The following is a 20,712-nucleotide window of genomic DNA, read 5'->3' on the forward strand; positions in this document are numbered from 1 at the left end:
CGCCGCACGAACGCCTGCCATTAAACGAGAAATGCGGCCTCTCGACAAGTGCCGAGAGGCCGCATTTTCGTGGTCATTCAGGTCATTCGGCGATCAGAAGCGATACAGCAGCTGAGCGAAGAATTCGCGGCCGTCGAGGTTGTAACCGTTACCGATCGCGGCGTTGGCAATGGCCAGCACTTCGCTGCCGTCCACCAACGGCGGATTGCGGTCAAACAGGTTGGTCACACCGGCGATGATGCGCAGATCGCCGTTGTCCCAACGCACCGACGCGGCGTGCTCGAAGTATTCATCCGTGAACCCGACGTCACGGCACAGAATGCCGTCACCGGGCACAACACCGTTCGGCGCGGTTCCCGTGCGCGACCCGCCGCCGAGGCAGGTGTCGCCGAAGACGCCCGGAGTGGGGGTGTTGTTCTCACCAAAGCTGAAGGCGTCCGAGAAAGGATCGACGCCTTCAGGGTCCTGCGCCACAGAACCGATGTAACGGGTCTGCCAAGTGAAGGTGAAGTCATCCACGCCGATGTTGAAGGTCGCGCGGCCGATCCAGCTCGGGAAGCCGAATTCACCGGCGAAGTCTTCAGTGTCGATATCGCCATTGTCGTTGGTGAAGGTGCTCGAACGTTCGATCAGGTGGTTGGCAGTCAGGTTGAGCGACAGGTCGATCTCCTTATCACCAATGGTCACCGGGTAGCCGAAGTTGGCATTCAGATCGATCCCGCGCACCGACTCCTGATCGAGATTGAGGAAGCCCGAGAACACGTCCGACACCAGACGCCGCTCAACCGTCGAGGCGCTGATCCGGTCACAGAAGGGGCTGCGCGTGTTATCGTCGCGATTGTAGCAATCGTTGATGATGAACTGCGCACTCGGTTCGATGATCGACTGCTTCAACTTGATATCGTAATAGTTGAAGTTGAACGAGAATTCGAACCCGCTTGCCCAGTCTTCTTCGAACGCGAAGCCGGTCGTGATCGAGCGCGAGGTTTCCGGATCAATATCGAGCGAACCACCCGAGGTCACTTCAACGCCCGAGTTCGACTGGGTGTTCAAGCCCTGCGAATCGATACCTACGCGGGTCGGATCACGTCCTTCGCGGCGGCAATTTGCGAGGACCTGCGGTTCGCGGGTTTCGTTGCCCGCAATATAGCCCAGCGCTGGGTCGAATGCAGCGGCAGGAACGGCGCAGGGATCGAACAGCGTCAAGAAGCCCGACTGTGCCAGCAGGAAGTTCTCGCGCAGGTTCGGTGCACGGAACGACGTACCATAGTTGAACTTCACGAGCAGCGGGGACACCGGACGCCAGCCCGCGCCGACCGAGAAGGTGCCGTTCGTGCCATAGAACTCTTCGTCGGTGAGACGGCCGGCCGCCTTGACCGTCAGTTCCTCGACCAGAGTTTCGCCGGCCATCAGCGGCGCTTCGATTTCGCCGTAGAGTTCGCGAATCCACTTCGAACCAGCTGCACCGCTATCGGCGAAGAAGGCGAAGTACAGACCATTGGCGGCCGCGATATTCGGGTCGGACTGGATCTTGTCCTCGCGCCATTCACCACCAAGCACCACGCCAACCGGGCCCGCAGGCAGTTCGAACAGGTCGCCGGTCACATAGGCCGAGAGCATGGTCTGCTCATAGGTCGTATCGAAGCGACGCTGATCGAACAGGTAATTGCGCTCGGCTGCCGTGGCAAAGTCACCGACGAATGTGTTGAGCAGGCTGGGGGCGAACAGGTTCACGGGGACACAGCCTTCCGTGAGGTCGGCAGCGGCTTGACCAGGGTTGGCGAGGCCGGCCGTGTTGCAGACGCCGATCCACTGCGGATCGCCAAAGGCCCCGAAGATGGAGATCGCGTCATTGTAGTCGTCGGCAACGCCGTCGCCGTTGTTATCGCTGACACCGTCGCCGTCATAGTCGGCGGTGGGGTCAAGACCGAGCGCAAGGGCGAGGCGGTCTTCGCGAATGCCATTGCGGGTCGAGACGCCGACCGAGCGCGAGTAGGTACCTGCGACTTCAAAGGTCCAGGTCGAACCGATGAAGGGCAGGTCACCGCGCACACCGATCACGCCGCGGTACTGCTCCTGCGTGACTTCGTTGTTGTTGCGGTCTCCACGGATCGCGATGATCGGCGAAACGGGCAGAGAGAAGCCGGTCGAAAGCGGACGGGTCGCACCGTTGAACACCGCCGGGTTGAGACGGCGCTGGAAGGCGTTATCCGCCGCACGGCAGTCCTGGCCGTTCGGATTGGTGTCGATGTTGCAAGGGTTGAACGGGTTAAGGTCAGGCACGAACGGGAAAATCTGCGCCTGGAACTGGTTGGGTGCCGAAATTTCCGCACGGGTGAACTGCGCTTCGAAGAACGGCGTGATATTGGCCTCGCCCTCGAAGGTGTACTCACCATAGGCAAAGCCGTTGTACAGCTTCTGACCCGAGATGAAGGTCGTATCGAGCGTCTCGGGGTTGTTGTTCGAGTTGTTGTTGTAATCCTGGAAGTCGACATCGCGGATGCCGTCACCATTAAAGTCGACTTCGCGGTTACCAAGGCCGGTGTTTTCCGAGAAGTCGGCGATCACGTTACCGGCGCCCGGCTTGTAGTACACCGAACCCACGCGGGTTGCATCGATGAAGATACGGCCCGACAGCGAACCAACCTTGCATTCGCTGTCGCGCACGGTGACGCGACCGCCCGAGTTGCGGCGAACGAGCGCGCTGTCACGAATGCCGAGCGTGCGAATGTTGCCATTCTGGTCGATTTCGCGGTGTGCGTCGCAGCCCGTAAGGAAGTCGCGGTCCGCAAAGCGCACGAGGTCGCGCTTCTGATATTCGAGGCCGATACCAAACACGGCGCGGTCGGTGTTGAAGCCCCATGCGGCGGAAACCGTGTAGTCTTCCCCTGCGCCCTGCGGGTTGATGTTGCCGTTGGCCTGGATTTCGAGCCCGTCGAAGTCCTTGCGCAGAATGACGTTCACCACGCCCGCGACCGCGTCCGAACCATACACGGACGATGCGCCGTCCGTGAGAATGTCGTAACGGTCAACCAGCGACGCCGGGATCAGGTTGATCGACGGGTTGGAGGGAGCGCCTTCCACGCCCGCAGGCGCAAGACGGCGGCCGTTGACGAGGATCAGGGTACGGTCAGCGCCAAGGCCGCGCAGGTTCAGCGTTTGCGAACCCGGGCCGTTGTTGAGCACGAAGCCGTTGAAGGTCGCATCGATCTGCTGACCGGCAGCCGCTTCCGAGCGCTGGAGGATCTGCGAAGGATCGAAGGCACCAACTGCCTGCTGATTTTCGGTGGTGAGCACCTGCAAAGGCGAAATCGAGCTGTAGGTATCGCGAACGATACGCGAACCGGTGACCGTGATGTTGCCGGTCTTGTCTTCTGCCTTGGCCGCCTCATCCTCGGTTACATCGACCTGCTGTTCGTCTTCCGCGGGCTGCTCGTCGGCATCCTGCGCATAGGCAGGGCCGGCGATCACGAACGCTATCGCTGATGCCGAAAAGGCCAGAGCCTTGATCGAATTGCTGTGAAATTTCTTCATGATCACTCCAGTTGCCCGAACCGGAGACGTCACAACAACCCAGCGCTCCCACCACATAGTTACCCCATGTGGTGGGGCAGCGCCCCAAAGGTTGCCCAATTCAGTCCCCGCAGTGACTGTTTTGTGCAATGGCGTAGGAATGATGTCAAAGCGCCCGCTCGCCGCTCCGAACTTTTCCGGGCGGTGTTGCGTTAATCCCACATTCAGGCAGCGCTCAGCCAAAAAGCCGCAACATTGTTCGATTGTGGCTTTGCGAATATTAAAAGCTTGGCAGGTTTGCACGCAACAAACCGCCTCGCTTATCAAATCGAACGACGCATGGTTACAATCTTGCGTGCCGCAAGAGTGGGCCTGAAACCATCGAAAGTGGATATCTGGGCGTCACATCAGCGAATCGTCATGCTGAGTTGCCCATCCCCCTCATCAATCAGCAGCGTCGCGCCATCGGGCAATTTCCCTTCAAGCAGCATCTCGGCCAGCGGATCCTGCAAATAGCGCTGCACCGCCCGCTTCAGCGGTCGCGCGCCATAGACCGGATCATAGCCCACCCGCCCGAGCCAGCGCAGCGCCGCCTCGGTCAGGTCGAGCGTGATCTTGCGGTCGGCGAGCAGCTTCTGCACCCGCCCCACCTGGATCTGGACGATCGGCGCCATGTGTTCTTGCGCCAGGCGATGGAACAGGATGATCTCGTCCAGCCGGTTGAGGAACTCGGGCCGGAAATGCCCGCGGACCACGTCCATCACGTCCTTCTCGACACTGGCGACCTCCGCACCATCGGGCAGATTGGCGAGATACTGGCTGCCAAGGTTCGAGGTGAGGATGATAAGCGTGTTGGCAAAGTCCACCACCCGGCCCTGCCCGTCGGTCAGACGCCCGTCGTCGAGCACTTGCAGCAGCACGTTGAACACGTCCTGATGCGCCTTTTCGACCTCGTCGAACAGCACCACCTGATAGGGGCGGCGGCGCACGGCCTCGGTCAGCACCCCGCCCTCCTCATAGCCGACATAGCCCGGAGGCGCGCCGATCAGGCGGGCGACGGCGTGCTTCTCCATGAATTCGCTCATGTCGATGCGCACCATCGCGCTGTCATCGTCGAACAGGAACCCGGCCAATGCCTTGGTGAGCTCGGTCTTGCCGACGCCGGTGGGGCCGAGGAACAGGAAGGACCCGAGCGGACGGCCGGGATCTTGCAGGCCAGCGCGAGCCCGCCGCACCGCCTTTGAGACCGCCTCGATCGCCTGCGACTGGCCGATCACGCGCTTGCCGAGGATGCTCTCCATCGCCAGCAGCTTCTCGCGCTCGCCCTCCATCATCTTGTCGACCGGAACCCCGGTCCAGCGGCTGACGACCCCGGCGATGTCCTCCTCGGTCACCTCCTCGCGCAGCATGGCGTTGGCGGCCTGCCCTTGCGCTTCGGCAAGCTGCTTTTCGAGTTCGGGGATACGCCCGTAGGACAGCTCCCCGGCCTTCGCGAGGTCGCCCTCGCGCTGGGCCTGTTCCAGCTCCAGCCGCGCGGCATCGAGCGCTTCCTTGATCTTGCCCTCGGCCTCGATCTTGTCACGCTCGTTCTGCCAGCGGGTCGTAAGTTCAGCCGACTGCTGCTCAAGGTTGGCCAGCTCCTCGCGCAAGGCCACGAGGCGGTCCTTCGAGTTCTGGTCGGTCTCCTTCTGGAGCGCCTGTTCCTCGATCTTCAATTGGATGATCCGCCGGTCGAGCGCCTCGATCTCCTCGGGCTTGCTCTCCACCTCCATGCGGATGCGGGACGCAGCTTCGTCCATCAGGTCGATCGCCTTGTCGGGGAGAAAGCGGTTCTGGATGTAGCGGTCGGAGAGCTTCGCCGCCGCGACAATCGCGCCGTCGGTGATGCGCACGCCGTGGTGCAGCTCGTACTTGTCCTTGATGCCGCGCAGGATCGAGATCGTGTCCTCGACGGTCGGTTCGGCGATGAAGACCGGCTGGAAGCGCCGCTGGAGCGCGGGGTCTTTCTCGACATACTTTTGATACTCATCGAGCGTGGTCGCGCCGATGCAGTGCAGTTCGCCGCGCGACAGGGCAGGCTTCAGCAGGTTCGAGGCGTCCATCGAGCCTTCGCTCGCGCCCGCCCCGATCAGGGTGTGCATCTCGTCGATGAACAGGATGATCTGCCCTTCGGCGTGCTTGACCTCGTCGAGCACCGACTTCAGCCGCTCCTCGAACTCGCCGCGATACTTCGCGCCCGCGATCAGCGCGCCCATGTCGAGGCTCATGAGGGTGCGGCCCTTGAGGCTGTCAGGCACGTCGCCATTGGCGATGCGCAGGGCCAATCCTTCGGCAATCGCGGTCTTGCCGGTGCCGGGCTCGCCGATCAGCGCGGGGTTGTTCTTGGTGCGGCGGGCGAGGATCTGGATCGTGCGGCGGATTTCCTCGTCACGGCCGATCACCGGATCGAGCTTGCCGTCGCGCGCGGCCTGGGTGAGGTCGCGGGCGAATTTCTGCATCGCGTCATAGGTGTTTTCAGCGCTGGCGCTGTCCGCGCGCTTGCCGCCGCGCAGCTGCTCGATGGCGGCGTTGAGGTTTTGCGGCGTAACCCCTGCGGCCTTCAACGCCTCACCCGCCGCGCCGGGCGCAAGCGCCAGCGCGGTCAACATTCGCTCCACCGTCACGTAGCTGTCGCCCGCCTTGTCGGCGAGCTGTTCGGCCTGATCGAGCGCCCGCACGGCATCATTATCCAGCCCCGGTGTCGCCTGCGCGCCGCTGCCGGTGACGGCCGGAACCTTCGAAAGACCCACGTCAATCGCGGTCACCGCCAACGGCGCCTGCCCGCCCGCGCGCTGGATCAGCCCGGCGGCCATGCCCTCGCTATCTTCCAGCAAGGCCTTGGCGATATGCAGCGGGGTAATGCGCTGGTGGTTCATGCGGATGGCGACGGTTTGCGCAGCTTGCAGGAAGCCCTTGGCCCGGTCGGTGAACTTTTCGAGATTCATGTCGTCTAACCCCTCCAAAGGTTACCACCGCGAGATAGTGTTGCACATTGGCAACACAAGACCCCAGGGGCAAATATCGCGCGCAGGTGTGTTACCCGAGTAGGTGGGTTCGATCACGCGCCAAGGCAAGAGGCCGCGCGAACCTTGACCTCACTCCACCGCCAAGCGATGGAGCCTGCTTGCGATTTGGGAGAGAAATCGGACATGATCTGGGTCAAGCGCGGCGCGTTTGCGCTGGTGGGTGTGCTGTTGCTGGCAGCGACGGTGCTTGCGACGTGGGAGCCGTTCTTTGCCAGCGCGGCCAACCCTGCCCCCGGCCGGACCTATACAGCCGAGATCATCCGCGACGAATTCGGCGTGCCGCATATCTACGGCAAGACCGATGCCGACACCGCTTATGGCGTCGCCATCGCCCATGCCGAGGATGATTTCTTCACCCTGCAGGATGTCGTCGCAATGGCGCGCGGGCGTTATGGCGCGATCGCGGGCGAGGAAGGCGCGCAGATCGATTACGCCTACCACCTGATCGACGCGCGCGGCACGGCGGAGCGGGAATATCCCAAGCTCCCCGCCGATACCCGCGCATTGTTCGAAGCCTATGCTGCGGGGCTCAACCAATACGCCGCCGAACATTTGGGCGAGGTCAAGCTCGCCAACCTGTTCCCCGTCAACGGCATGGATGTCGCCGCCGGATTTGCTTTGCGCCAGCCGTTCTTCTTCGGGCTGGACGGCGTGATCGGCCCGTTGGTGGCAGGCGAGGAACTGCGCCGCGAGCATGGCCCCGACATGCCCGGCTTCCCGCGTCCTCCGCTCCCGATTGCCGCCCCTGCCGAACCCGCCCCCGAAGCGCCCGCCACGGATCAGGCGCGCCGCATGGTGCTGCCGCGCGGCGAGGATGCCGAACACCTCGGCTCCAACGCCTTTGCCGTCGCGCCGAAAAAATCGGGCGGGCCGACCACCCTGATCTCCAATTCGCACCAGCCCCTGCGCGGCGGGGTGGCGTGGTACGAACTCGTGGTCGAGAGCGGCGAAGGCTGGCACTTCGCGGGTGCGAACTTCCCCGGATCGCCCTTCCCCTTCCTCGGCCATAACGAGCATCTCGGGTGGACCAACACGGTCAACACCCCCGACATGATCGACGTCTACCAGCTCGAACTCGACGCAACCGGCACCCGCTACAAGCTCGATGGCGCTTGGCGCGATCTCGAAAGCAAGTGGGTGACGCTGCCGGTCAAGATTGGTCCCGTGGTGCTGCCGATCCGCAAGGAAGTGCTGCGGTCGGCGCATGGCCCGGTGATCAGGAACGCCAAGGGCGCCTTTGCCATCCGCTACGGCGGGATCGGGCAGCTTGGCCAGCTCGACGCCTATTACCGCATCAACAAGGCGACCAATTTCGCCGAGTGGGAGGCGCAGCTTGCGCGCCTTGCCATTCCGTCGACCAACTTCATCTATGCCGACGAGGCGGGCACCATCGCCTATGTCTATAACGCCGCGATCCCCCGCCGGCCCGAGGGCGTGAAGGCCGACTGGCGCAATGTGCTGCCCGGCAATCGCAGCGATCTGATCTGGCAGGGCGCGGTCGACTTCAAGACCCTGCCCCGGATCGTGAACCCGACCAGCGGGTGGCTCTACAATTCGAACAACACCCCCTTCACTGCCGCCGGAGCCGGAAGCGATCTTGATCCCCAAGTGTTTGCGCCGATCATGGGGATCGAGCTCAAGCAGACCAACCGCTCATGGCGCGCCTACAGGCTTCTTTCGGAAGCGAGCGTGCTCGACCGCGCGGCGCTGGAGCGGATCAAGTATGACACCGCTTATGAGCGCCTCGGCTATGTCGACCGACTGTTCGACACGCTGGAAGGGCTGAAGGCGGAAGGCCAGTTGGCCGAGGCGCGCGATCTGCTGCTCAGCTGGGATTTCACTGCCGACGGCAAGGGCGCTGCCGATGCCATCGCGCTGCTGATCCTCCGCGACTTCATGGCGGCGGATTACAACAATAAGCCCTTCCCCGATGTGGCTGAGAAACTGCAAGCCGCCGCCGACCACCTCTCAACCCATTTCGGCCGGCTCGATCCGCCGATGGGCGATGTGCTGCGGTTGCGGCAGGGCGAACTTGACCTGCCGCTGGACGGCGGATCGGACACGCTCCGCGCGTCCACCACATGGGACGTGGCCGAGGATGGGCGCCTGTCCCTCAAGCACGGCGACAGCTTCATCATGTGGATCGAATGGCAGCAAGGTCAGCGGGTAAGCTCACGCTCGATCCAGCCCTTTGGCGCGGCCACCACCCGGCCTGCCAGCCCGCATTACACCGACCAGATGCAGCTGTTCGTCGATCACAAGCTGAAGCCGGTGTATTTTTGGCGCGATGATCTGCTGGCGAATGCCAGCAGCCGCCGCACTGTCACCAATGCGCGCTGACTTGCGTATCTTTCGTTTCTGATCCCTCCACTGGAGCTTTCGTCCATGACCCACCGTTCTGCCGCTGCCAGTCTTTCGGCGCTTGCCCTTGCGCTTGTTGCCCCAGCCGCCCCGGCGTTGGCCGACAATCACGCCGCGACGACCACCGCGCCGCAGGCGACGGCCGATCTGCCGACCCTCGTCAGCCAGGTGACGATCCCCTATCAGCAGTTCGAGCTGGCCAACGGCCTTACCGTGCTGGTGCACGAAGACCGCAAGGCGCCGATCGTCAACGTGACGGTGTGGTACAATGTCGGCTCGAAGGACGAACCCGAGGGCAAGACCGGCTTTGCCCACCTGTTCGAACACCTGATGTTCAACGGCTCGGAAAACGCGCCGGATGACTACTTCAAGTACCTCGCGGAAATGGGCGCGACCGATTACAACGGCACCACCTGGTTCGATCGCACCAACTACTTCCAGACGGTCCCCCGCCCCGCACTGGAGCGTGCGCTGTGGCTGGAAAGCGACCGCATGGGTTACCTGCTCGGCGCGGTGACGCAGGGCAAGCTCGATAACCAGCGTGGCGTCGTCCAGAACGAAAAGCGTCAGGGCGATAACGAGCCGGGCGGCTTGGTTTTCTATGACGTGCTCAAGACCCTGTTCCCCGATGGCCACCCCTATCAGCACGAAGCGATCGGTTCGATGGCCGACCTCGATTCCGCTTCGATGGAGGATGTGAAGGCGTGGTTTACGGACAATTACGGCCCCAACAATGCGACCCTCGTGATCGCGGGCGACATTTCGGCGGCCGAAGCCAAGCCGCTGGTGGAGAAGTATTTCGGCAGCATCAAGCGCGGCCCCGTCAATGACCCGGCGCAGGCCGATGTGCCGACTCTGAAGGAGCCGGTGCGCAAGACTTTCAAGGATCAGGTCGCAGCGACCAGTGTGACCCGCTACTGGGCGGTCGAAGGGATCACCGGCAAGGATCGCATCGCGCTCGACGTCGGTGCCTCGATCCTCGGCGGGCTGGCCTCCAGCCGGCTCGACAACGTGCTGGTGCGCGATGAACAGCTCGCCGTCAGCGTTTCGGCGGGCAATTCGGCCTTCCACCGCATCGGCATCCTGCAAGTCGAAGCGACCGCCAAGGCGGGTGTCGATCTTGCCGTGCTGGAAAAGCGGATGGACGAAGTCGTCGCCAAGCTGATCGCGGAAGGCCCGACCGAAGACGAAGTGCGCCGCGCCGTGACCAGCAACCTCGCCCGCACGATCCGCGGGCTGGAGCAGGTCGGCGGCTTCACCGGGAAGGCGCAGACCCTGGCCGAAGGCGAGGTGCTGGCGGGCGATCCGGCGTTCTATTCGCGCGAGTTCGAAGCTCTTTCCAAGCTCACCCCGGCTGACGTCAAGGCGGCCCTCGGCAGGTGGATGACCCGCCCGGCGATGACCGTGGTGCTGGAGCCCGGCGCCCGCGATGCGACCTATGAAGAAGCCGCATCGGTGGCCGCCGAAGGTGAAAACGCGTCCGAGCGGGACCGCGCCGCCGAAACGATCACGGTCTCGGTCGAACGGCCCAAGCCCCCGATCGACACCATCGCCCAGCTCGATTTCCCGGATGTCCAGCGGGCGGTTCTGGCGAACGGCATGAAGGTCACCTATGCCCGCCGCACCGCGGTGCCGGCGACCTATGTGGCGATGGCTTTCAACGCAGGCGGCGCGGCTGATCCCGAGGGCAAGACCGGGCTCGACGGTCTCACGCTGTCGCTGTTCGACGAAGGCACCAAGAACCTGACCTCGCAGCAGATTGCCGAGGCGGGCGAGCGACTCGGTGCGAGCATCTCGGTGGGCGGGGGCGACGACCGTTCGACCTTCACCCTCTCGGCGCTGACCGCCAACCTTGCGCCCAGCCTCGATCTGATGCGACAGATCATGCGCGAACCGGCCTTCAATCCTGACGACCTTGAGCGGGTGCGCAACCAGACGATCACGGGCTTGCGCCAGGCCATGAAGTCGCCGCAGGGCATCGCTCAGCTGACAATGACACCGGAGCTGTTCGGTTCCACCAGCCCCTATGGCCGCGTGCCGACGGTGGAGAGCGTCAGCAGCATCACCCGCGATGACCTGATCGCCCACAAGGACCGCTGGATCCGCCCCGACAATGGCGAGGTCTTCGTCATTTCCGACAAGCCGCTGGCTGAGATCGTCACCGCGCTCAACGCCGCGTTCGGTGACTGGACGCCGCCTGCCACACCCAAGGGCACCAAGCAGTTCGCCGACAACGCGGGCACGAACGGCAATCGGATCATCCTCGTCAACCGTCCCAATTCGCCGCAGAGCTTCATCTACGGCGCGCAGATCACGCCGCTTGACGCGGGCGATCCGGCGTTTGTCGCCTTTGGCAGCGCCAACAAGTCGCTGGGCGGCGATTTCCTCGCGCGGCTCAACATGAACCTGCGCGAGACCAAGGGCTGGAGCTATGGCGTCCGCGGCGGCGCGCAGGCGCGCGAGAACGCGGTGGTCTATTCGATCTCGGGCGGGGTTCAGGCGGACCGCACCGGGGATTCGCTCGCGGAAATGCTGCGGGAGACCAAGGAATTCCTGACGACCAAGGGCGTCACCGCGGAGGAATTGGAGCGCAATGTCGCTGCGGATGTCGGCTCGCTGCCGGGCCGGTTCGAAACTTCGCCCGCGGTGCTCGGCGCGATGCAGAGCAATGCGCTGTTCGGACGGCCGGACAATTATCAGGAAACCCTCGCCAGCATCTACACCGCGCAGACCCCCGCCAGCCTCGATGCCATCGCCCGCGCGAGCATTGATGCGGACAAGTTCGTCTGGGTCGTGGTGGGCGATGCCAGCGTGGTCCGCGCCCAGCTCGAACCGCTCGGCCTGCCGATTGAACAGCGCGAGATGGAAGGGGAATAAGCCGGATGGCAGCGCGCTTCAGCCGGAAAGCGGTTGAAGCGCGCTGACATCAGTGTAAATAACGACACCACAAGTGCCGGGTCGCCAAAGGTCCGCACGTTCACCGGAGGAGTTGAATATGTCTGTTGCAGGTACCTACAAGACCGTCGTCAAGAGCCCGATGGGCGACCAGACCGGCACCCTCACCGTGGTTCCCGATGGCGATACCTTCAGCGGCTCGCTGGTGGGCAGCCTCGGCTCGATGGACATCACGGGCGGCACTGTCAGCGGCAACACCATCTCGTGGAAGATGAACATGGTCGTGCCGATGCCGATGACGCTCGATTGCGAAGCGACCATCGACGGCGACACGCTGACCGGCTCGGTCAATGCGGGCGCTTTTGGTGCGATGCCGCTGTCGGGCACCCGCGAAGCGTAATCGCTTCGGCCCGCGTTACGAAAAGCCGCCGGAGCCCCCGCTCCGGCGGCTTTTTCGTGCCTGCCTTGCGGGCCGGATTGGCTGCATTCATGATCCTGCGCTATGGATAGGGCGTCACGACTTGGGAGCATCAGGGATGTCTTTTCGCGCCGCCATTATCGCCACTGCCGCCACGCTTGCCTTGGGAGGCTGCATGACCGTTCCCGATAGTCACCCGCTCGCCGGGACCGAGTGGCAGCTGACCGCGATCGACACCTCGGGCAGCACCACCTCGCTCACCCCCACCTTGCAGCGCCGCCACACCCTTGCCTTCAATGATGGCGGTGAGGTGCAGCTTCAGCTTGATTGCAACCGCGGCCGTTCGACCTGGACCGCGGGCCAACCGTCGAACGGTGCAGGCAACATCAGCTTCGGCCCGGTGGCCGGCACCCGCATGGCCTGCCCCGCCCCCAGCTTCGGCAATGATCTGGCCAGCGCGCTGGAACAGGTCCAGCGCTACACCACCACGCTCGACGGTCGCCAGCTGGTGCTGGAAACGCCCGAGCTGCGCCTCACCTTCGCCGCCGCCGAGTAAACTCTCCCCGGCTACGACGATGGTCTAGCTATCGCTGCTGCCCGTAACGCGCGACCTTGCAGTCCTCGACAGGACCGGCATGGTGCGGGCGCAAGGCCTGCCTGCCGGTCAGGGGATCGAGCCTACAAGCGGGAGACGGACAATGGCGACGACATATGATGACGCCCTGCCCAAGCATCACAAGGTCACGGGGACGGAGAAACGCGTCATCCTCGCCTCGTCGCTGGGCACGGTGTTCGAATGGTATGATTTCTACCTCTATGGCCTCTTGGCCACGATCATCTCGGCGCAGTTCTTTTCTGGCGTAAACGAGACCACGGGCTTCATTTTCGCGCTGGCCGCCTTTGCGGCGGGATTTGCGGTCCGGCCCTTCGGTGCGCTGGTGTTCGGACGGCTGGGCGACATGGTCGGGCGCAAATACACCTTCCTTGTCACCATGGGCCTGATGGGCTTTGCGACCTTTACCGTCGGCGTGCTGCCGAACTACGCCAGCATCGGGGTGGCCGCACCGATCATGCTGGTGGTGCTGCGGCTGGTGCAGGGACTTGCGCTGGGCGGCGAATATGGCGGCGCGGCGACTTACGTGGCCGAGCACGCGCCGAACGACAAGCGGGGGCTCTACACCAGCTTCATCCAGACCACCGCCACGCTGGGCCTGTTCGCCGCCTTGCTGGTGGTGATCGGCACCCGCACCATGATCGGCGAGGAAGCCTTCAAGGAATGGGGCTGGCGTGTGCCGTTCCTGATCTCGGCGGTGCTGCTCGGCGTGTCGCTGTGGATCCGGCTGCAATTGCAGGAAAGCCCGGTGTTCCAGAAGATGAAGGACGAAGGGACCAGTTCCAAAGCCCCGATTTCCGAAGCCTTCGGCAACTGGAAAAACGGCCGCTGGGCGCTGATCGCGCTACTCGGTGCGGTCGCGGGTCAGGCGGTGGTGTGGTACACGGGCCAATTCTATGCGCTGTTCTTCCTTGAGAAAGTGCTGATGGTGGATGGCGCGACGACCAACATCCTGATTGCAGTCGCATTGGCTATCGGCACGCCCTTCTTCATCTTCTTCGGCTGGTTGTCGGACAAGGTCGGACGCAAGCCGATCATCCTCAGCGGATGCGCGCTGGCGGCGGTGACGTTCTTCCCGGCCTTCCATGCGCTGACCGAAGCGGCCAATCCGGCGCTGGCCCGGGCACAGGCCTCGGCACCGGTGAGTGTGATCGTCAATGATGCGGATTGCTCGGTGCAGTTCGACCCCATCGGCAAGAACAAGTTCGATGCCAAGAGCTGCGACATCGCCAAGTCGTTCCTCGCCAAAAACGGGGTGAGCTATACCAAGGTCGAAGCCGACGCCGGGGCCATCGCGCAGATCACTATCGGGGCCCAGACCTACGTCGCACCCGATCCGGCCACGCTTGCCAGTGACGAACGCAAGGCCGCGATCACCGCCTATCAGGACGAGTTGAAGGCGGCACTGGCCGCGGCGGGTTACCCCTCCAAGGCCGATCCAGCCGCCATCGACACCCCGGTGGTGATCGCCATCCTGACCTATCTCGTGCTGCTGGTGACGATGGTTTACGGGCCGATTGCGGCGCTGCTGGTGGAGCTGTTCCCCACCCGCATCCGCTACACCGCGATGAGCCTGCCCTACCACATCGGCAATGGCTGGTTCGGCGGGTTCCTGCCGACCACCGCCTTTGCGATGGTCGCCGCAACCGGGAATATCTACTTCGGGTTGTGGTATCCGGTGGCGATTTGCGCGGCCACCGTGATGATCGGGCTGCTGTTCCTGCCCGAAACCTTCCGCCGCAATATCGACGACTAAGCCCGCCAGCCAGCGGGTCGCCGGAGGGGCGGTGCCGCAAGGTGCCGCCCCTTTGCTTTGCGCCGCGCTTGGCGTAGTTTGCACGCCGGGAAAGAGGGGAGCGGGACATGATGCTGGGCGCGGCGCTGGTCGCCGCCATCATCTACCTTGGCGCACTGTTCTGGCTTGCGGCATGGCGCGATCGCACGCCAGCGCCCGCGCTGCTGCGCCATTCCGGCAGCGTCTATGGCCTCAGCCTCGCGGTGTACTGCACCAGCTGGACGTTCTTCGGCGGAGTCGGCACGGCAGCAACCGCAGGGCTTGATTACCTGCCGATCTATCTTGGGCCGATCCTCGTCTTCACGCTGGGCTTCGGGCTGGTGCGCCGGATCCTGGCGCAGGCGAAAGCGCAGCATTCGACCTCGATCGCCGACTTCCTCTCGGCCCGCTACGGCAAGAGCGCCAGTCTCGCCGCGCTGGTGACGGTGATCGCAACCTGCGGGACGCTGCCCTATATGGCGCTCCAGCTGGACTCGGTCGGCACGACGCTGCTGGTGCTCGACCCGGAGCTGCGCACGCAGGTCGCGACGGACGAGCTGGTGCTGATCGTCGCCGCGCTGATGGGGCTGTTCGCAATCCTGTTCGGATCACGCCGCGCCGACCGGGCGGGCGAAAATGCCGGGCTGGTGCTGACGATTGCTGTGGAAGCGCTGGTCAAGCTGGCCGCCTTGCTCGCCGTCGGCGCGCTCGGCGCGTGGTGGCTTGCGACGGGCCAAGGGCCCGCGATCCCTGCCACCCCGGCCCTGTTCGCCCCCGATCCGATCGACGCGCGCTTCGTGGTGCTGACGCTGATCGCGGCGGCGGCAGCCCTGTGCCTGCCGCGCCAGTTCCACATGAGCTTTATCGAAGCGCCGGGAGAACGCGCCAGCCGGTCAATGCGCTGGGTGTTCCCGGCCTATCTCGCGCTCACCGCAGCCGTGATCGTGCCGATCGTGCTGGCAGGACTTGCCGTGCTGCCCGACGGCACCGATCCCGATACCATCGTGCTGGCCCTGCCGCTGGCGAGCGGAACGCCGCTGCTCGCCGTGCTGGTGTTCATCGGCGGATTTTCGGCGGCGACCGGCATGATTGTGGTGGCGAGCGTCGCGCTGTCGATGATGATCACCAATGACCTGATCGCCCCGCTGCTGCTGCGCCGCGCGCTGGCCGGACGGGGCGACCGCAGCCGCGTGCCGGGACGCCTGCTGCTGATCCGCCGCTTGGTGATCGCCGCACTGCTGGCGGCGGCTTACGTGTTCTATCGTGGCTTTGCCGGGATCACCGATCTGGCGGGGCTCGGCACCCTCGCCTTCGCGGCGGCCGCGCAATTCGCGCCGGGTCTGGTGCTGGGGATGCTGAGCCAGCACGGCAACCGCGCCGGGATGCTCACCGGCCTTGCGAGCGGCTTCTTCCTGTGGCTCGCGCTGCTGATCGTCCCCGCAGCAAATGGCACCGCGCCGTTCCTTAGCATCCATCCCGATCCCCTGGTGTCAGGCGTGATCCTGAGCCTTGGGGTGAACACCGCGCTCTACTGGCTGGTGTCGGCGCTGGTGCGGCCCTCGCTGCTCGATCAGGCGCAGGCCGCCGCGTTTGTGGGCACACCGATGCCGGGCGAGCTGCCGCGCCATGCCACCGCCAAGCGCGTGGGTGATGTCCGCGCGCTGCTCGCACAGTTCGTCGGGCGCGAGCGGGCCGATGCCGCCCTCGCCCCGCTTCACCTGCGCAATGGCGATCCGGCCGGCGCAGGCGTGCTGGAACTGGCCGAGCGGGTGATTTCCGGCGTGATCGGCACGTCATCCGCACGAATGCTGGTGGGGTCATGGGCGGGTGGCGATCCCATCCCCCTGCCCGAAGTCGTCGCCATGTTTGACGAGACCAGCCGCCGCCTTTCCTTCTCTGCCGACCTGCTCCAGACCGCGATCGAATCCATCGATCAAGGCATTGCGCTGGTGGATGGCGACATGCGGCTGGTGGCTTGGAACACCCGCTATCAGCAGATTTTCGACCTGCCCGACGGGCTCGTCAGTGTCGGCACGCCGATTGCCGATCTGATCCGCTTCAACCTGGCGCGCGGCGCCCTGTCCGACGCCGCCATCACCGAGCAGGTCGAACGCCGCCTCGCCTATATGCGGGCCGGGACCGAGCATCGGATCGAGCGGGTGCAGCATGACGGCCGCGTGCTCCGGATCGTCGGCGCGCCCACGCCCGGCGGTGGCTACACCACCTCCTACACCGACATCACTGCTGACCGGCTGGCTGAGCAGGCGCTGGAGGACAAGGTCGCGGTTCGCACCCGCCAGCTGAGCGCGGCGAACGCGGCCCTGGCGCAGGCGACGAAGTCCAAGACCCGTTTCCTCGCCGCCGCCAGCCACGATCTGATCCAGCCGCTGAATGCCGCGCGCCTGTTCGCTTCGGCGTTGGGCGAGGAGGTGCAGGGACACCCCGCGCTGGAGCGGTTGGTGGCCGATCTCGACGGTTCCATCGTCTCGGCAGACCGGCTGATCCGGGTGCTGCTGGAGATTTCCAAGCTCGACAGCGGCGGCGTGGTGCCAGCGCCGGAACCCATAGCGCTTGACCAGTTGTTCGAGGATGTGGCGCGCGAATTCGCGCTTCAGGCACAGGCCAAGGGATTGCGGCTGCGGCGGGTGGGGACCGATGCCTGGGTGCTGGCCGACCGCGCGTTGCTGACGGCGGTGCTGCGCAACCTGATGAGCAATGCGGTGCGCTACACGGCCGAGGGCGGCGTGCTGATCGGCGTGCGGCGGCGCGGCGCGGACGTGCTGATCTGCATCCATGACACAGGGCGCGGGATCGCGCCGGATGACATTGAGCGCATCTTCGGCGAGTTCGAACGCGGCGCTTCGACCGACCGGGAAGGGTTGGGCTTGGGCCTCGCGATTGTCCGGCGGGCCGCGCGGCTGCTGGGGGTCGAGATTGAGACCACCTCGTCGCTGGGGCGCGGGAGCCGGTTCGCGCTGGCCTTTCCCGTGCTGCGGCGCGAGGCGGCACCTGCGCCCCGCCCTGCCCCGGTCCGCGCCGCCGCAGGGGTTGGCGAAGGCCGGGTGCTGGTGGTCGACAATGATCCCGCCGTGCTGGCTGCGACGGCAGCGCTTCTCGGCAAGTGGGGCCTTGACGTCACCTGCGCGGCCAGTGGCGCCGCAGCGGCTGCGGCCATGCGTCAGGCTCCCGACATTGCGATCATGGACTACCGCCTCGACGGGGATGAACGCGGCGATGCCGCCTATGCGACGCTGTGCGAAGGCTGGGGCCAGCGCCCGCCTGCGATCCTGCTAACGGCGGAAAGCTCGGAGGAAACCGAAGCCGCCGCCGCGCGCATGGGAGCGAACCGCTTGCTCAAACCCGCGCCGCCCGCCGCCTTGCGCGCGCTGATGGCCACGGCGCTGGCACAGGGCCGCGAGGCCAAGGTTCAGGATCTCGCAGAATCCGCCACCGGCTGATCGACATCGAGCTTGGCGGCGAGCAGCACCGCCTGCGTCCGGCTGCTCACGCCAAGCTTGCGCAGGATTGCCGTGATGTGCGCCTTCACCGTCGCCTCGGAAATGGCAAGTTCGTAGGCGATCTGCTTGTTGAGCAGGCCTTGCCGGATCGCGGCGAGGATACGGCGCTGGGCGGGCGTGAGGCTGGCAATGCGGGCGAGATCATCGTCCGCCCCTGCGTTCACCTCAGGAAACCACCCGTCCCCACCCTGCACCGCCGACAACCCTTCGCGCATCGCATCGAGGCTGGCGGATTTGGGGATGAACCCTGCCGCCCCCAATTGCGCCGCCGCCGCCGCGACCCGCGGCTCCTCGGAGGCCGAGACGATCACGATCGGCAGCGCGGGGTAATCCTGCCGCAGGTCCATCAGCACCGACAGGCCGGTGGAGTCCGCCATGTGCAGATCGAGCAACAGGGCTTCCACCGCGCCCTCCGCCAGCGCGGCGCGGGCTTCGGCCGCGGAGCTCGCCTCGACAATCGCCGCCTCGGACCACACCTTGCCCACCGCATGGGCCAGCGCGCTGCGGAACAGCGGGTGATCATCGGCGATGATGATCCGGGCGGTCATCGCCTCAGCCGTTCTGCCGCCCCTCGATCAGCCGCTCGACCAGCGAGGGGTCGGCGAGAGTCGAGGTGTCGCCCAGCGATCCGAAGTCGTTCTCGGCGATCTTGCGCAGGATGCGGCGCATGATCTTGCCCGAGCGGGTCTTGGGCAGGCCGTCGGTGAAGTGGATCACGTCGGGCGTGGCGATGGGGCCGATTTCCTTGCGGACGTGCGCCTTGAGTTCCGCGAGCAGCGCGTCGGTGCCCTCTTCGCCGACGTTCAGGGTGACATAGCAATAGATGCCCTGCCCCTTGATGTCGTGCGGATAGCCGACCACCGCGGCCTCGGCGACCTTGGGGTGAAGCACCAGCGCGCTTTCGACTTCCGCCGTGCCCATGCGGTGGCCCGAGACGTTGATCACGTCGTCGACCCGGCCGGTGATCCAGTAGTAGCCGTCCGCGTCGCGCTTGCAGCCGTCGCCGGTGAAATACTTGGCCTTGTAGGTGCTGAAATAGGTCTGCCCGAAGCGACCATGATCGCCATAGATCGTGCGCGCCTGACCGGGCCACGAGTGGGTGATGCACAGGTTGCCCTCGGCCGCGCCATCCAGCACCGCCCCTTCGCTGTCGACCAGCTGCGGGCGGATGCCGAAGAACGGGAGCCCCGCGCTCCCCGGCTTCATGTCGTGCGCGCCGGGCAGTGTGGTGATCATGCAGCCGCCGGTTTCGGTCTGCCACCAGGTGTCGATGATCGGGCAGCGGCCCTCGCCCACCACGTCGAAATACCAGCGCCATGCCTCGGGATTGATGGGCTCACCGACCGACCCGAGCAGGCGCAGCGAGGCGCGCGAGCGGCTGGTCACGTGGTGGTCGCCCTCGCGCATCAGCGCACGGATCGCGGTGGGGGCGGTGTAGATGATGTTGACCTGATGCTTGTCGACCACGTCCCAGAAGCGCCCGTGATCGGGGTAATTGGGCACGCCTTCGAACACGACGGCCGTCGCAGCATTGAACAACGGCCCGTAGACCACATAGCTGTGCCCCGTCACCCAGCCGATATCGGCTGTGCACCAGAACACCTCGTCCGGCTGGTAATCGAAGATGTAGTGGAAGGTCGTCGCGGTCCACACACCGTAGCCACCGGTGGTGTGGAGCACGCCCTTGGGCTTGCCGGTCGAGCCGCTGGTGTAGAGGATGAACAGCGGGTCTTCCGCGCCCATCACCTCGCAGGGACAATCCGCGTCGCTGACGAGGTCGGCGAGCCAGTGGTCGCGGCCCTCCACCATTGCGGTCGCGCCGCCGGTGTGCGGGATCACCAGCACGCCATCGACCGGGGTCGCGTGCGCGGTGAGAGCCAGCGCCGCATCGACATTGGCTTTCAGAGGCACCCGCTTGCCGCCGCGCAGACCCTCGTCGGCAGTAATCACGAAGCGGCTGCCGCAATCCTCGATCCGCCCCGCGAGCGCCTCGGGCGAGAAGCCGCCGAACACCACCGAATGGACCGCGCCCAGCCTTGCGCAGGCAAGCATTGCGACCACGCCTTCCAGGATCATCGGCATATAGATCGTCACCCGATCACCGCGCGTCACCCCCAGCGCCTTCAGCGCATTGGCCATCCGCACCACCTCAGTGTGGAGTTCGCCATAGGTGAGGCTGCGGCCCGGGCTGGCGGGATCGTCCGGTTCAAAGATCAGCGCCGTGCGCTCGGCGTGATGCGGCAGGTGCCGGTCGACCGCATTGTGGCAGAGGTTAAGCTGACCATCCGCGAACCATTCGATCGCGACCGGATCATAGGACCACGCACCGCCCTTGGTCGGCGCCTTGACCCAATCCAGCCGCTGCGCCTGTTCCAGCCAGAAGGCGTCCGGCGTTTCCACCGAGGCGCGGTACATCGCGGCATATTGCTCAGCGGTGCAATGGGTCGGCGTGTGGGCCTGAGGCCGCTCAACGGCGTGGATCATCTCGACTCTCCCTAATCTGCGCCCGCTTTTACATCAGGCTACACGTCCCGCCCCATGAGACAAAGGTCTTA

General features: G+C 65.0%; 10 protein-coding genes. 6 read left to right on the top strand and 4 right to left on the bottom strand.

From position 1 onward, the window contains the following. Nucleotides 1-93: 93 nt before the first annotated feature. Nucleotides 94-3,534, bottom strand: coding sequence for a TonB-dependent receptor domain-containing protein (locus ACLBKT_RS09965; RefSeq protein WP_410182760.1), 3,441 nt, complete (start codon nucleotides 3,532-3,534; stop codon nucleotides 94-96). 386 nt (nucleotides 3,535-3,920) lie between these two features. Continuing rightward, nucleotides 3,921-6,497, bottom strand: coding sequence for an ATP-dependent chaperone ClpB (gene clpB / locus ACLBKT_RS09970; RefSeq protein ID WP_410182761.1), 2,577 nt, complete (start codon nucleotides 6,495-6,497; stop codon nucleotides 3,921-3,923). 204 nt (nucleotides 6,498-6,701) lie between these two features. Here clpB and ACLBKT_RS09975 point away from each other — a divergent pair, with 204 nt between their 5' ends. The 6 genes from ACLBKT_RS09975 (at nucleotide 6,702) to ACLBKT_RS10000 (ending at nucleotide 18,097) form a co-directional block, all read left to right on the top strand. Further along, nucleotides 6,702-8,918, top strand: a complete 2,217-nt coding sequence (locus ACLBKT_RS09975; RefSeq protein WP_410182762.1) for an acylase — start codon at nucleotides 6,702-6,704, stop codon at nucleotides 8,916-8,918. A gap of 45 nt (nucleotides 8,919-8,963) precedes the next feature. Then, nucleotides 8,964-11,816: a M16 family metallopeptidase gene (locus ACLBKT_RS09980; protein WP_410182763.1), complete on the top strand. Its 2,853-nt coding sequence runs from the start codon at nucleotides 8,964-8,966 to the stop codon at nucleotides 11,814-11,816. 118 nt (nucleotides 11,817-11,934) lie between these two features. Continuing rightward, nucleotides 11,935-12,234, top strand: a complete 300-nt coding sequence (locus ACLBKT_RS09985) for a hypothetical protein (RefSeq protein WP_410182764.1) — start codon at nucleotides 11,935-11,937, stop codon at nucleotides 12,232-12,234. Between the two features lie 136 nt (nucleotides 12,235-12,370). Next, nucleotides 12,371-12,808 carry an META domain-containing protein gene (locus tag ACLBKT_RS09990; protein WP_410182765.1) on the top strand — a complete coding sequence of 146 codons (438 nt, stop codon included), beginning with the start codon at nucleotides 12,371-12,373 and terminating at the stop codon, nucleotides 12,806-12,808. A 142-nt stretch (nucleotides 12,809-12,950) separates the two neighbouring features. Continuing rightward, nucleotides 12,951-14,621: an MFS transporter gene (locus tag ACLBKT_RS09995; protein WP_410182766.1), complete on the top strand. Its 1,671-nt coding sequence runs from the start codon at nucleotides 12,951-12,953 to the stop codon at nucleotides 14,619-14,621. Between the two features lie 107 nt (nucleotides 14,622-14,728). Continuing rightward, the gene (locus ACLBKT_RS10000; protein WP_410182767.1) at nucleotides 14,729-18,097 is read left to right on the top strand and encodes a PAS-domain containing protein; all 3,369 of its coding nucleotides are present in this window, start codon (nucleotides 14,729-14,731) and stop codon (nucleotides 18,095-18,097) included. Here ACLBKT_RS10000 and ACLBKT_RS10005 read toward each other — a convergent pair. Together ACLBKT_RS10005 and acs are read right to left on the bottom strand one after the other, a co-directional pair. Beyond that, on the bottom strand, nucleotides 18,067-18,705 hold the full coding sequence (locus ACLBKT_RS10005; protein WP_410182768.1) for a response regulator: 639 nt from the start codon (nucleotides 18,703-18,705) through the stop codon (nucleotides 18,067-18,069). The genes ACLBKT_RS10000 and ACLBKT_RS10005 overlap by 31 nt on opposite strands. Before the next feature lie 4 nt (nucleotides 18,706-18,709). Further along, the gene (gene acs / locus ACLBKT_RS10010; RefSeq protein ID WP_410182769.1) at nucleotides 18,710-20,641 is read right to left on the bottom strand and encodes an acetate--CoA ligase; all 1,932 of its coding nucleotides are present in this window, start codon (nucleotides 20,639-20,641) and stop codon (nucleotides 18,710-18,712) included. Nucleotides 20,642-20,712: the final 71 nt, after the last annotated feature.

It is taken from the genome of Erythrobacter sp. W302b, from assembly GCF_046452395.1.
Taxonomy (GTDB): domain Bacteria; phylum Pseudomonadota; class Alphaproteobacteria; order Sphingomonadales; family Sphingomonadaceae; genus Erythrobacter.

Bases quoted from the DNA above. Each gene is read 5' to 3' on its own strand.
- ACLBKT_RS09990 (WP_410182765.1), top strand. From the start codon at position 12,371: ATGTCTTTTCGCGCCGCCATTATCGCCACTGCCGCCACGCTTGCCTTG.
- ACLBKT_RS09985 (WP_410182764.1), top strand. From the start codon at position 11,935: ATGTCTGTTGCAGGTACCTACAAGACCGTCGTCAAGAGCCCGATGGGC.
- ACLBKT_RS10000 (WP_410182767.1), top strand. From the start codon at position 14,729: ATGATGCTGGGCGCGGCGCTGGTCGCCGCCATCATCTACCTTGGCGCA.
- clpB (WP_410182761.1), bottom strand. From the start codon at position 6,497: ATGAATCTCGAAAAGTTCACCGACCGGGCCAAGGGCTTCCTGCAAGCT.
- ACLBKT_RS09965 (WP_410182760.1), bottom strand. From the start codon at position 3,534: ATGAAGAAATTTCACAGCAATTCGATCAAGGCTCTGGCCTTTTCGGCA.
- ACLBKT_RS09980 (WP_410182763.1), top strand. From the start codon at position 8,964: ATGACCCACCGTTCTGCCGCTGCCAGTCTTTCGGCGCTTGCCCTTGCG.
- ACLBKT_RS09975 (WP_410182762.1), top strand. From the start codon at position 6,702: ATGATCTGGGTCAAGCGCGGCGCGTTTGCGCTGGTGGGTGTGCTGTTG.
- acs (WP_410182769.1), bottom strand. From the start codon at position 20,641: ATGATCCACGCCGTTGAGCGGCCTCAGGCCCACACGCCGACCCATTGC.
- ACLBKT_RS10005 (WP_410182768.1), bottom strand. From the start codon at position 18,705: ATGACCGCCCGGATCATCATCGCCGATGATCACCCGCTGTTCCGCAGC.
- ACLBKT_RS09995 (WP_410182766.1), top strand. From the start codon at position 12,951: ATGGCGACGACATATGATGACGCCCTGCCCAAGCATCACAAGGTCACG.